Source organism: Desulfonispora thiosulfatigenes DSM 11270 (assembly GCF_900176035.1).
Taxonomy (GTDB): Bacteria; Bacillota; Peptococcia; order Peptococcales; family Desulfonisporaceae; genus Desulfonispora; species Desulfonispora thiosulfatigenes.
The window spans coordinates 1-13235 of the sequence record NZ_FWWT01000013.1 but is presented as its reverse complement, the minus strand read 5'-3'; the positions used below and the strand labels follow the sequence as shown (position 1 = coordinate 13235).

Annotated in this window: 18 protein-coding genes and 1 pseudogene; 16 read left to right on the top strand and 3 right to left on the bottom strand. The window is 29.3% G+C overall.

Annotation, left to right across the window (positions count from 1 at the left end; all coding sequences use genetic code 11):
• Positions 1-148: 148 nt before the first annotated feature.
• From B8965_RS03725 to B8965_RS03660, 15 genes are all read left to right on the top strand, one after another.
• Entirely contained in the window at positions 149-427 is a 279-nt protein-coding gene (locus tag B8965_RS03725) for an ArsR/SmtB family transcription factor (RefSeq protein WP_084052521.1), read from the top strand.
• Entirely contained in the window at positions 428-1432 is a 1005-nt protein-coding gene (locus tag B8965_RS03720; RefSeq protein WP_084052520.1) for a permease, read from the top strand.
• Positions 1433-1533: 101 nt separating this feature from the next.
• Positions 1534-1770, top strand: a complete 237-nt coding sequence (locus B8965_RS03715) for a thioredoxin family protein (RefSeq protein WP_084052519.1) — start codon at positions 1534-1536, stop codon at positions 1768-1770.
• Between the two features lie 18 nt (positions 1771-1788).
• Complete coding sequence (locus tag B8965_RS12585; RefSeq protein ID WP_200805870.1) at positions 1789-1947, top strand: hypothetical protein; 159 nt, start codon at positions 1789-1791, stop codon at positions 1945-1947.
• Positions 1948-2111: 164 nt separating this feature from the next.
• A complete protein-coding gene (locus B8965_RS03710; RefSeq protein ID WP_084052518.1) occupies positions 2112-2348 on the top strand; it encodes a hypothetical protein in 237 nt (78 codons plus the stop codon).
• 53 nt (positions 2349-2401) lie between these two features.
• On the top strand, positions 2402-3340 hold the full coding sequence (locus tag B8965_RS03705; RefSeq protein ID WP_084052517.1) for a hypothetical protein: 939 nt from the start codon (positions 2402-2404) through the stop codon (positions 3338-3340).
• Between the two features lie 65 nt (positions 3341-3405).
• Positions 3406-3807 carry a DUF4181 domain-containing protein gene (locus B8965_RS03700; protein ID WP_200805869.1) on the top strand — a complete coding sequence of 134 codons (402 nt, stop codon included), beginning with the start codon at positions 3406-3408 and terminating at the stop codon, positions 3805-3807.
• 236 nt (positions 3808-4043) lie between these two features.
• Positions 4044-4328 carry a hypothetical protein gene (locus B8965_RS03695; protein ID WP_084052515.1) on the top strand — a complete coding sequence of 95 codons (285 nt, stop codon included), beginning with the start codon at positions 4044-4046 and terminating at the stop codon, positions 4326-4328.
• A gap of 298 nt (positions 4329-4626) precedes the next feature.
• On the top strand, positions 4627-5565 hold the full coding sequence (locus tag B8965_RS03690) for a hypothetical protein (protein WP_084052514.1): 939 nt from the start codon (positions 4627-4629) through the stop codon (positions 5563-5565).
• A gap of 54 nt (positions 5566-5619) precedes the next feature.
• Positions 5620-5745 carry a hypothetical protein gene (locus tag B8965_RS12915; protein ID WP_278336332.1) on the top strand — a complete coding sequence of 42 codons (126 nt, stop codon included), beginning with the start codon at positions 5620-5622 and terminating at the stop codon, positions 5743-5745.
• 240 nt (positions 5746-5985) lie between these two features.
• Entirely contained in the window at positions 5986-6663 is a 678-nt protein-coding gene (locus tag B8965_RS03685; protein ID WP_084052513.1) for a hypothetical protein, read from the top strand.
• 113 nt (positions 6664-6776) lie between these two features.
• Positions 6777-7322, top strand: coding sequence for an RNA polymerase sigma factor (locus B8965_RS03680; protein ID WP_084052512.1), 546 nt, complete (start codon positions 6777-6779; stop codon positions 7320-7322).
• The gene (locus B8965_RS03675) at positions 7322-8044 is read left to right on the top strand and encodes a DUF4367 domain-containing protein (RefSeq protein WP_084052511.1); all 723 of its coding nucleotides are present in this window, start codon (positions 7322-7324) and stop codon (positions 8042-8044) included. The genes B8965_RS03680 and B8965_RS03675 overlap by 1 nt, the downstream gene beginning before the upstream one ends.
• Positions 8045-8856: 812 nt before the next feature.
• The gene (locus tag B8965_RS03665) at positions 8857-9147 is read left to right on the top strand and encodes a hypothetical protein (RefSeq protein WP_084052509.1); all 291 of its coding nucleotides are present in this window, start codon (positions 8857-8859) and stop codon (positions 9145-9147) included.
• Positions 9148-9164: 17 nt separating this feature from the next.
• The gene (locus B8965_RS03660; protein ID WP_084052508.1) at positions 9165-9350 is read left to right on the top strand and encodes a hypothetical protein; all 186 of its coding nucleotides are present in this window, start codon (positions 9165-9167) and stop codon (positions 9348-9350) included.
• Positions 9351-9471: 121 nt separating this feature from the next.
• Here B8965_RS03660 and B8965_RS03655 read toward each other — a convergent pair.
• Positions 9472-11600 (bottom strand): annotated as a pseudogene (locus B8965_RS03655) (heavy metal translocating P-type ATPase).
• A 29-nt stretch (positions 11601-11629) separates the two neighbouring features.
• Positions 11630-11998 carry an ArsR/SmtB family transcription factor gene (locus tag B8965_RS03650; protein WP_084052507.1) on the bottom strand — a complete coding sequence of 123 codons (369 nt, stop codon included), beginning with the start codon at positions 11996-11998 and terminating at the stop codon, positions 11630-11632.
• A gap of 182 nt (positions 11999-12180) precedes the next feature.
• On the opposite strand from B8965_RS03650, the gene B8965_RS03645 reads away from it, so the two are divergent.
• Positions 12181-12666: a methylated-DNA--[protein]-cysteine S-methyltransferase gene (locus B8965_RS03645; RefSeq protein ID WP_084052506.1), complete on the top strand. Its 486-nt coding sequence runs from the start codon at positions 12181-12183 to the stop codon at positions 12664-12666.
• 152 nt (positions 12667-12818) lie between these two features.
• On the opposite strand, the gene B8965_RS03640 is transcribed toward B8965_RS03645, so the two are convergent.
• Positions 12819-13235: IS3 family transposase (locus B8965_RS03640; protein WP_084052147.1), on the bottom strand; the 417-nt coding region annotated here is incomplete at its 5' end.

Here is a 13235-nt window from a genome sequence, read left to right as displayed (position 1 = left end):
GGAATCTATTATGCCCCAGCCTGTAACTAGTAATGCAGAAATAGATTACTCACTTATCGAAAAACTCAATAACACATTGACACCTATCTATGTCTAAGAATATAATACATATAGATAAACATCTATGTATAGGTGGGAGGAGAAATAATTGACGAAAAATTATAAAGAATATGCTGTATATTTGAAAGCACTGGCAGATGAAACTAGAGTAAAAATATTTGATATGCTCGCTGGTGGTGAATTATGTGCGTGTAAGATTTTAGAAGAATTTGAAATTACCCAGCCGACTCTTTCGTATCATATGAAAATATTATGTGAAAGTGGTTTAGTTACTAGCCGTAAAGATGGAGTTTGGATGAAATATTCCCTTAATGAAAAAGGCTTAGCTACCTTAACTAATTTTTTTGAGGGTGTTAGGAGGGGTTAGATGATTATTTTTGAATGGTTAAATAACCACTTATTAAAAATGCAGTGGTTACATGACTTAGTTACGGTGCTTGTGCAAAATATTTTGGGATTAGATGTAGGTAGCAGATTAGGTGGGAGTATTCATTTTTTTATCTACGATGTTATTAAAATATTTATTCTTTTATCAGTATTGATTTTCAGTATTTCTTATATCCAAAGTTATTTTCCACCAGAACGAACTCGGCAAATTTTAGGAAAGTATAAAGGTACTTCTGCAAATATTTTAGGAGCTTTACTAGGAACGGTGACCCCCTTTTGTTCTTGTTCATCAATTCCTTTATTTATTGGTTTTACTAGTGCAGGACTGCCAATTGGCGTTACCTTTTCTTTTTTAATATCTTCACCTTTAGTTGATTTAGCTTCTGTAATTTTATTAGCTAGTATCTTTAACTGGAAAATTGCGATAGCTTATGTGGTGGTAGGTCTTATCCTTGCTGTAATCGGGGGAACGATAATTAGTAAGTCTAATTTAGAACAACATGTAGAGCCTTTTGTTTATGGTAATCAGGTGTTGGATGTAGAACAAGAAAAGCTAACTAAAAGAGATCGGATTGAGTTTTCAAAAGATCAAGTATTAGAAATAATTAAAAGAGTGTGGATGTATATCTTAATAGGAGTAGGAATAGGAGCTATTATTCATAACTGGATACCACAAAATATTATTTCTGCTGTTTTAGGGCAAGATAAATGGTATTCTGTTTTAATAGCCACAATAGTAGGCGTGCCAATGTATGCAGATATTTTTGGAACTTTACCTATTGCCGAAGCCTTAGTTTTAAAAGGAGTAGGAATCGGCACAGCTTTAGCCTTTATGATGGGAGTTACCGCACTTTCTCTTCCTTCTATTATTATGCTAAAAAAGGTAGTAAAAACAAAACTATTAATCACCTTTGTGGGAATTGTAACGCTAGGAATTATTATAATTGGTTATTTCTTTAATTTGTTCAGTTATTTATTTCTTTAAAGAGAAATTTGTTATAATAGCTCAAAGGTTTTTAGTTTTAAATAAGAAAAAATAAATCTTGCGCAAGTAGTTACACAAGATATAATAAGGAGTGATTTATAATGATTATTAAAATATTAGGATCTGGATGTAGAAATTGCATCACATTAGCTGAAAATACAGAAAAGGCTTTAAAAGAATTGGGAAAAGAAGCTGAAATAATTAAAGTAGAAGACTTAAAAGAGATAACTGCATATGGGGTGCTTATAACTCCTGCAATTGTAATTAATGAAAAGGTTATGTCATTTGGGAAGGTCTTAAAACCTAAAGAAATCATTAAAATGATCGAAAAGGAATAGGACTAAAGGAGACTAAAAATGTCAAATAGTAATATTGAAAAGATGAAAAGAATTATTGCTGAGAAAAAGAAAGCAAGCGCTGAGCAAGGTCTTAGTGGTGAAAGAGCAAGTAAAAAAATAGGAAAGCAGCAAACAGTAGTAAAACAACATAAAAAGGGTGGACTATTTGATAAATAAAGAATAGATTAGGGCTAGGGTGTAATTAAAATGCCCTGGTCTTTTTTTAATAAGATAATTTCGAATTTTCTATGAATTAATGCGAACTTTTTTGTAAATTTGACAGTCTTATATATATAATTAAGCAAGGTATAGGATAAAGATTAATACCAGGAGATGGTTATATGGAAAAAGCTAGACGAATTACTGTTAGTATAGTAGCAATTATCTATTTACTACTAGTATTTATGAAAATTGATATTCCTAGTAATGTTTTTATTGCTGTACTAGGGATAATACTTTTGAATCAGTCAATAGATGAATGGAGTAGATATAAAGAGACAAATAGAAAAATACATTTGTTAATACCAATTAGTTTTTTAGCTACGGTCGTTTTAATTGTACTAATTAGGTCATTCTAATAACAAAATATGCAAATTTAAACTGTAAATTAAAACTAACGAGGTGAAAGGGAATGAAAAAAAGATGGTTTCAAGTACTTCTGGTAATAGTTAGTATTTGGCTAGTGATTACCATATATTTTTACAATCAACATAAAATATCGATCAACAGGTGTGTAATTGATAAACATATTGCATATGAAAATACCATCATTAAGATTGATGAACTTGTTGTAACTGATCATGAAAAAAATTACGTCATGTTCGATAGTTGGCACTTTAAAGTAGTTCCTCGTTTACCTGGGTTTTTACAAAAACCGTTTTTGCTAACAAGCTCATTTTATCGAAAGCCTTATAAGGAATTAGAATATAATGAAGATCATAAATTTGGGATAATGTCATTAAAAGCAACTATATTTGAAAAAAATTTAGATCCTGAATATTTACATAATATAAATGAGAAGATTCACTTAATGGATGATCAAGGAAATTATTTACCTACTACAGAGAATGGTACTGACAACGAAGATTATATTTCATTTTTTTACAAGAAAAATAAACGTTTTGATAAAAGTATAGAAAATATAAATATTGTACTTAAAGATGATAAGGATAATATTGTTACAACTATTCCAGTTAACTTAAAATGGCAAATAGAAAATTATAATTATTTTAACAGAATGCCTAACTGGAATTTTTATTTAGACCCACGAAATACAGTAAGGGAATTAATTATAAGAAAAAAATCGGATGAAGATTATTTAGATTTATTTCAGGAACAAGGACAAAAGATTGATTCAGAAAATTTAAATCATGATTATTGGCAAGATACTATTCATTCAGAGTCGATAAATTATATTGGAAATTATAAAGAGTGGGAAAATGTGTATTTATCAGAGTTAGAATTTAAGAAAGATAATGTACTAGAATCTAAACAAAAAACATACCTAATTGATACAGGCAAAACATTTAAAATAATTGAGATCAGTCCACTGCAAGTAGTGTATGAGTAAACTAGAAAAAGGAGTGTTTTATATTGTATGGTGTAGACCCTTTGTTTTGGCTAAAGTTATTTTTTGTGCTAGCTATATTTACATCTTTGATATTTGCTTTTGAAGCTGTAATGAGAAGGTATTTAAAAGTAGAAAAAAGAAAATTCTTTACATATAATCATGTAAATGAAAAACATAAAAAAATTGATTCGACAATTAGAATTAGTTTTTTGATAATACTTTTTATTTTATACATTTATCTAGTAAGTGGCCCGGATAAAATTATCTGGTATCTTCAACCTGGGGTTTTAGGATTTATATTTTTAGGAATCTCTGAAATAGTTAGAGCTGTTATGGAATGGAAATATGCCGTAAATAGAAATGCATATATTTTTACAATTAGTCAATTAATCTTCAATATAATGTTGCTTATAATATTACTGTGGATAGTGAAGGCTAATAATTTTTTCGGTTTGTTTAACGTTTAAAGATAGAAACAAGTTGATAATTGTCTTTTTTGAAGGGAAATAGGAGTGCTCAGAATTTAGAGTTATTAATATTTAAAATTGGTTTGATAAAATAAATAGATTAATTGTTAAATAAAGTAAGGGGGTATGATCATATATGAAAAATCAGAAGATGACCTTACTTTTATAACAAGGAAGCTCACAAAATTGATTTCATTAAAGATGTAACTTTAAAAGAGATTATGAACAATAGAGACATGAAGCTGGTAGAAGTCTTACATGAATTGGAGGAAGGTGGAATATATGCCCTTGAAACAAATAAACATCTATATATTATTTTAAAGGGCACTGAAAATTCATATGAAAATATAGATTATGAATTAAATGAAGATATCTTAAAAATAAAATTTGATACAGATGCTTTATCTGAGCGAAAACAAATAGTTTATGAGGTAGAACCGTTTCCTACAGATATTTATGATACTTTAGTATTAGAGCAAGATGGTGAAGAAATAGGATTTAATTCAATATATGGGAAATGACTTAATAATTACATCTTTCTTAACCCCAATTAGTCTATAAAATTTAAAAGAGAATAAGCTTAAATTCTTAAATATATATAACCTTTATATTTTGCAACGCCAAAAATATAAAGGGTTTTTAGGTTTAAAATGTAATTATAGAGGTCTGGATTTTAATCCTTATTTTAGAAGTGGCCTATTCATAGACGAACCAAATAAAAGGCTTATAGAAAAAGGCGATTAAGTGAATTCATATTTTAAAGTACTTTATACAACTTATTTTAAAATTGATACTTAATAATGTTGAGGTGAAAGGAAAATGAAAAAAGTATGGCTAAAGGTATTTTTGGTAGTAATTGTTATCTGGCTAGTAATCACTATTTATTTTTACAATCAACATAAAATATCAATCAAAAGATGTGTAGTTGATACTAAAGTTAACTATGAAGGTAATATTATTAAATTTGATGAACTTGTTTTAACAGACCGTAAACCGAATTACATCGAATTTGATGGTTGGCACTTTAAAGTAGGCACTCGTTTACCTCGGTTTTTGCAAAAACCTTTTCTTGCAACCAGTTATTTTTATAGGAAGCCTTATAGAGAGTTGCAATATAATGAAGATAAAAAGTATGGAATTATCGAATTAAGAGGTACTTTAATTAGAGAAAATTTAGATGAAAAGTATTTTGATAGTATAAGAGACAAAATTGATTTGATTGATGACCAGGGGGTTAGTTTACCTCTTCATAGAGATGGTATGGAGTTTAATGAAAGTACTTTCTTTTTTTATAAACAAAATAGTTTTTTCGATAAAAGTATAGAACAAATAACGATAGGAATTAAAGATAACAATGATAATATTGTTACTACTATTCCAATTAAGTTAAAGTGGCAAATAGAAAATTATAATTATTTTAACAGAATGCCTAAGTGGGACTTTTATTTAGACTCGCAAAATACTGTAAGGGAATTTATCACAAGAAAAAAAGCTAATGAAGATTATTTAGATTTATTTCATGAACAAGGACAAAACATTGATTTGGAAAACTTAAAGCATGATTATTGGCAAAATATAATTTATTCAAATTCGGCAAATTATATTGGAAATTATAAAAATTGGAAAGATGTATATTTATCACAATTAGAATTTATGAAAGATAATGAACAGCTAGTTAAACAAGAAATATACCTAATTGATGCAGGCAAAACATTTAATATAATTGAGAGTAGTCCAGTAAAAACAGAGAAGCATTAAATTTAGATATATAAAACAAATTAATGGTGGATATATAAACAGGAGGTGATTTATATGATTTTAGCACAGTTATTTGGCTTAGGAACAATGTTCATTTATTTAAGTTTAACTATACTTGGCATATATACAATGATTTTACTTATAAAAGCATTGAAAATATATATTAAAAATAATTCTTAAGATGATATTGATAATAAACAAGTCTTTAAAACTTGTGACCTGTAGTTTTGCAGTAAGGATGTTAGTAAATATAGAATGAATATACTTATATGAACAAAAGGATGTTTTAATCAAGATAAGTTTCAAAATGGTTCCATAAACTTTTGATAGAGAAAGTTCTAATTCGACAAAAAAAGGCAGAATTATTTTGAAAATTAACTGTTTTTTCAATGAAACCTAAGAAGAAAGAGATGGGTTAAAATGATGACTTATATATTATTTAGTATATTAAATATTGGTCTTATTCTATTTGTACTTATTAAAATCTATAAAGACAAAAAGATTAGACGACAAGGAAAAGATAAAATAATTATAGAGTTAAATAAAAACTTAAATTCCATGATTGCGAGCTTAATTTGGTTTGTAACATTTATTATCTTGTTAAGAATATTTATTATTAAAACTAATGAAGTCTATCATTTATTACATCAAGATTACATAAATAGTATTTTTCAATTATTCAATTTAGAGTATTTAGAACATTTAAGAAAATATTTTTTGGATAACAATATGACAAGAGAGCTTGTTACTATAGTTTCTTATAAAAGTAATATACTAAGTACGCTAACTTTGATCATAGTTTCTTTTTGTAGCTTAATCTTGGAGAGTTATTTAGGATGGCAGCGAAATATAGTTTATGAACATGGTATACTTTTTAAAAGTGAAACTATAAGCTGGAATGATATTGTTGATTATCAGTGGAGCAAAGTTTATAAAAATAATTTATTAAAAAAAGGCGTGCAATATGATTTAAACATCTCTTTACAAAAAGTTAGGTTTTTTTATTTTAACAACGAAGTAAAATTTATAGTTAATTATGAAGATAAAGAATTAGTTAATAGAGTATTAAAGGAATGTGTAATTAATGGTGATACTTGATAATATTTATTAGATAGACAGACTATTTTACGAAATAGTTCTGTCTAGTTTTATTTAAAAAAGAGCTATTCATAGACGAACCAAATAAAAGGCTTATAGAAAAAGGTGATTAAGTGAACTCATATTTTAAAGTACTTTATACAACTTATTATAAAAGGGTATATTCTACTTGCTTTTTAATATTAAAAAATCATTATTTAGCTGAGGAATCTGCCCAAGAGGCTTTTATAAAAGCATATAAAAATATAGATAAATTAAAGGATGCTAGTAAATTTGGGGCATGGGTTGCTGTCATTGCTTCGAGGTGTGCTATTGATATTTATAGAGATAATCAGAAGGTGGTAGCTATTGAAGATAATGATTTGCTGGAAAAATTTATTATACAGAAAACTAATAATTATATTGACCCTTATGATGAGTTAGAAAATTTAGAATTAAGCAAAGAAATGAGGTTAGCAATCACAAAGCTCACTCCTCCAGCAAATCAGATAATTATTTTAAAATTTTATTGGCAACTTAAAGATCAAGAAATAGCTGATATGTTAGAAAAACCGCTAGGAACAATTAAATCATCTTTACATAGATCAAAGGGAACGCTTTCTAAAATATTACCGTCTATTAATAAAGATTATCTAAAGTTGATTGAGGGTGATAAATAATGGATGATAAATATTTAGATAAAAGCATAGAAGATAATTTAAAAATAATGATTGAAGGTCCTGTATCTATAGATGTTGAACAATCATGGGAAGAGTTTGAAAAAAGATTAAATAAAACAGAAAATAAACCTAAACAAAAAGGTATCAAGCATAGGAAACATTTAAAAATAATAGTAGCAGTGTTAGTAATAATAATAATTGCTACACCGATTGTTAATGCAAATAAGGTCACAGCATTTAAAGATGAGACTTATCAGTGGTTTTCCAAATCAGAGGATGGAGAGGCTACAGTTATATCTAAAAACACAAATATTAAAATTGAGCCAGGACTATATAAGGATTTAACATTTGAAGAAGCACAAAGTATGACGACTTATAATATAAAGTATCCAAATTATTTATCTGCAGGTATTACTAATAAACCACAAATAAGTATTAATGCAGGGAAATATCCCTATGCAATAACTAATTTAATTTTTGAAAATGATGATAAAATGTTACTGATTAAGCAAGAAAATATTATAGGAGAAAGAACTACTAATACCTATGTTCCTAAAAATGCAAAAATTAAAAAGGTTACAAAAAATGATATTGAATTTTTGATTATTGAAAATGCTAATAATTATCAAGTTCATTGGACTATAAACTCCATGGAATATATAGTAGTTGCTACTAATATTAAATATGAGGAATTGATGAAAATAATAAAAGATTTAAATTAACAGGAGGATAAATATGGAGGGGGCTCTATAGTTCCTGTTGACCCTGGGAGCAGGAACTATAGTGATAATGAATTGAATTATATGCCAGATGAGAATGGTTTAGTTTTGGAATTTGAAAGTGTTAAAGAGCGTTTATATCTGATCGATCCGATTTAGTATCACGCTTATGGAAATGCTGTAAAAGGGTCAACGTTTAATAAATATTTTTTTCTTTTTCAAATAGAGAAGTTGTAGAAAGGAAACCAATATTGTAGTAAAACCTATAATGCTAACTATCGTATCATATTTGTGGTAATGATATGTTAAGGATTGCTGCGTACATGTAAACCATAGTAATAGTGGTAACGCTAATAATATAATGTTCAATTTAATAAATTTTGTTTTTGTTATATAAAATCCATATATTATAAAGGTTAACAATAACAGACCTGTTATTAATAAACTATCCATAAAAGACATTTTAACCGGTATGTCGCTTGTAATTAACATTTTATATGCCCATAATATTAGCTTAAATATAGTTAACCCGAAAGCAATAGCAATATCCATTTTTTTACTCATCATTCAAGTCCACTCCTTCTAGTACGTATTAGATAGACAGACTAGTTTACAAAATAGTTCTGTTTATTTTTGTTTAAAGTAAACTATATTTTTTGTAAATGTAGGAGAACCATTTTGTAACTTATACTGTCTTATATATGAGCCTGAATTTATAATTTTATAATTATTAATTCATAATTTAAAGGGTTTTTAGATTCAAAACATAAATTATAGATGATATTTCCTGCTAATTTATAAATGGAGTGATATTAATGGAGAAACCAAAACATCCTAGTGAAGATTTAAATGAGCTAGAAGAGTGGACTGAAAACCAGTATAATCCTGGACATTATATTGGAGGTAAGGTACCACACCATATGAAAAAAATCAATAAGATTTATTTTATTTTCTTGCTTGGAATTCTAAGTTTATTAGGTGGTATAGTAATTGGTGGATATTTATATAAAACATTTGAAAATGAAATTATAAGTGGACTTGCTACTATATTAACGATTGTTACTTGTATGAGAGGATATACTTGTTATAAACATAGAAATGAATAAAAGGAGGTGAATATTTCATGTTTGGATTAGTAGAATTAATATTATTTAGTGGCCTCCTTTTAGTTTGGCCATTTTGGAAGGTCTTTTCCAAGGCAGGTTTTCCTGGTCGTTTAAGTTTACTAATAGTTATACCTATAGTAAACTTAATTATGCTATTTTATTTAGCCTTTGCTCAATGGCCTATTCATAGACGAACCAAATAAAAAGCTTATAGAAACAGGTTATTAAGTGAATTCATATTTTAAAGTAATTTATATACCATAATTGCTACTAATATTATAAAAAGGAGAGCATTCAAATGAAATAACCCTCTAATAAAGAGGGTTACTTCACCTGGCCTATTTTCATTACCCGCATGGAATTTAAAACTGCTAATAAGGCTACGCCAACATCGGCAAAGACCGCTTCCCAAAGGGTTGCTATTCCACCTGCACCAAGAGAGAGAACAACTAGTTTTACTCCTAATGCTAGGATAATATTTTGCCATACAATTAGTCTTGTTCTTTTTGCTATTTTTAAGGCGCATGCTATTTTTGTAGGTTCATCAGTCATGAGCACGATATCAGCAGCTTCAATAGCGGCATCTGATCCTAAGGCTCCCATGGCAATTCCAATATCAGCTCCTTTAAGGACAGGGGCATCATTTATACCATCCCCCACAAAGACCAGTTTACCTTTAGAAGATGTTTTCTTTTCCAACATTTCTAATTTTTCCATCTTATCTTGAGGGAGAAGCTCAGCATATACTTCATCTATGCCTAATTCTTTTGCCACCTTTGCAGCCACTAACTTTGAATCACCTGTGAGCATAACCGTTTTATGAATGCCCATATGTTTAAGTCTTTGCAAGGCACTTTTAGAATCTTCTTTTAGTTCATCGGAAATTATGAGATGGCCTGCATATTTTTTATCAATAGCAATGTGCACTATGGTACTAGGTGTATTTATAGTATTAAATTCTATCTGTTCTTTTTGCATTAATCTAGCATTACCCGCTAGGATTTCATGGTCCCTAGTTTTAACTTTCAGTCCGTGACCAGGAATTTCACTATAATCGGTAATTGAATCTTTTTTATTTCTTTTTGATATGCTTTTTGAATTGACTCAGCAATTGGATGATTTGAATAACTTTCAGCAAGAGCTGCATATTCTAGGATTTCATCTTTAGTAAAATCATTAGCAGGATTTACCTCAGTAACTTTAAATACCCCTTTGGTAAGTGTTCCAGTTTTATCAAATACTATCACTTCTACATTATTTAATGCCTCTAAATAATTACTGCCTTTTATGAGGATTCCATGTTTTGAAGCAGTACCGATACCACCAAAAAATCCAAGAGGTATGGAAACCACAAGTGCACAAGGGCAGGAAATTACGAGAAATACTAACGCCCTGTAAAGCCAGTCAGAAAAGTTAGCCCCAGTAAGTAGTAAAGGTGGAAGAATAGCGAGTAAAGCAGCTATGATAACTACAGTAGGTGTATAATATCTAGCGAACTTTGTAATAAAGTTTTCAGTCTGTGATTTTCTACTACTTGCATTTTGTACTAGGTCTAAGATTTTAGAAACGGTAGAATCTTTAAACTCTTTAGTTACTGAAATAGTAAGAAGTCCATTGATATTAATAAAACCACTTAAAATTTCTTGACCTTCACTAATCCTCTTTGGTACTGATTCACCTGTTAATGCAGATGTTTCTACCATAGACGTACCTTTTGTAACTATCCCATCAAGAGGAACCTTTTCTCCAGGTTTTACTATGATTATGTCACCAATTTTAACTTTTTCCGGAGAAACCTTTGTAACTCCATGCTTAGTTTTAAAGTTTGCAAATTCGGGCTTTATATCCATGAGATCTGCAATTGATTTACGTGAACGATTTACAGCGAGTCCCTGAAAGAATTCGCCTATTTGATAAAACAGCATCACAGCAACTGCTTCTGGGTACTCTTTTATAGCAAAAGCACCAATTGTTGCAATAGTCATTAAAAAGTTCTCATCAAAAACTTGACCGCGCTTAATATTTTTAGCCGATTTTATTAACACTTCTATCCCTACTAAGACATATGCGATTAAATAAAGTGCAAGTTCAATATTAGGAGAAAAGTTAAATATTAACGCTAATGCAAATAAAAATGCACCTATTCCAATACGATATAGTTCTTGTTTCTTTTCGTTAGATGTTTCTAGCCTTTCAAGTTTTTCCTTTTTGTCAGCATCTTTATCAATGATTTTCACATCAGGTTCTAGCTTATGGACTATTTTAGTGACTCCATGCATTGTGTGATTTGCATGATCGTCATTTTTAATGTCTATTGTTAATTTTTTGGAGATAAAATCTAAATGGGCAAAGGTTACATTTTCTAGTCCAGTTACTTCGTGTTCAATTTTACTTGCACAATGTGCACAATTTAGACCTTCTAAAATGACTTCTTTTTTTATATTTGAACTCATATATTCACCCCTCAAACCTTGAAGTTAAATTATCTTTCGTTAATGTGAATTAATCCTTGTTCAAAGATATGTTCGACATGTTCATCATCTAAAGCATAAAAAACTATCTTGCCATCTCTTCTGTTTTTGATTAGTCTTGCTTGCTTTAAAATTCTGAGTTGATGAGAAATTGCAGATTGCGTCATATTTAATAAAGCAGCAATATCGCACACACACATTTCTGATATGGCTAAGGCTGAAAGAATTCTTATGCGGGTAGAATCACCAAATACCTTAAATAATTCTGCTAGGTCAACTAAGTTTTCCTCTAAAGGCATCTTAGCTTTAACCTTTTTTACAACATCATCATGGATTATCGTGCAATCGCATTTATCAATTTCTTTACCTTTATCATACATAAAAACACCTCTAACTATAATATATGAACATATGAACAACTATTCATGTGTTATCTCTATTTTAGAATCCATGAATTTATTTGTCAAGGTGTTTTGAATTATAGTTTTAAGGTTTAGAATATAATAGTATTAAATTATATATATGCCTGAACAATATTAATTAGAAAAGGATTTGGGATATTATGAAAAATATATTTTATTATCAACTACCACTCGGTGAAATAGCTATTACTGAAGAGAATAATAAAATCACTAATGTGCATTATCAAAAGGAGAATTATCTTCAAACGGGTAATGAGTTTGAGGAATATACTCTTAAAGAAACAGAGGTTTTAAAAAGAGCATATGAACAGTTACAAGAATATTTTGAAGGAAAGCGTAAAGTATTTACCTTACCTCTATCCCCTAAGGGAACTCCGTTTAGACAAAAGGTCTGGAATGCGTTGCAGCAAATACCATATGGGGTTACTAAAAATTACGGGGAAATTGCTAAGATCATTGGAAACGAAAAAGCAGCAAGAGCTGTAGGTCAGGCTAATAATAAAAATCCTATTTCAATTATTATTCCCTGCCATCGGGTTATTGGCAAAAATGGTTCTTTAACAGGATATGACGGAGGTCTAGAAATTAAAGAATTTTTATTAAAACTGGAGAATAACAATTTTTAAAATGAATTAATAGATATATTTATATAAGGATAAGTAATTTATTCAATTAAATCTCTATACATTTCTTATACAAAAGGCACTCTCAAAGCAATTGAGGTGACCCCTAAAAGTTAGACTTTATTAGCGAGACAGTTTCGGCTGCCTCGCTATTTTTATGCAGCCTGAAGACTAAGTCTGTATTGCACTGGACTTAGCCATCCAAGTTTCTCTTTAATTCTCTTTTCGTTATAGTAATTTATGTATCGTTCAATTTCCGACTTCAATTCCTCATAGCTGTAATAGACGACACCATAGTAAATCTCTTGTTTAAGCAGTCCAAAGAAGTTCTCCATAACGGAATTATCATAGCAGTTACCTTTTCTAGACATACTTTGAAAAATACGTTCTTCCTTAAGCCGGTTAGAGTATGCTCTCATCTGGTAAGCCCATCCTTGATCTGAATGGAATGTTCGGCGATAAGGACAATCTGAGGTTATTTTAATGGCCTTATCTAGTGCATCCATTACGCTCTTGGCCGTAGGACGCTTAGCAATACCATAACTAATAATTTCACCATTACACATATCCAT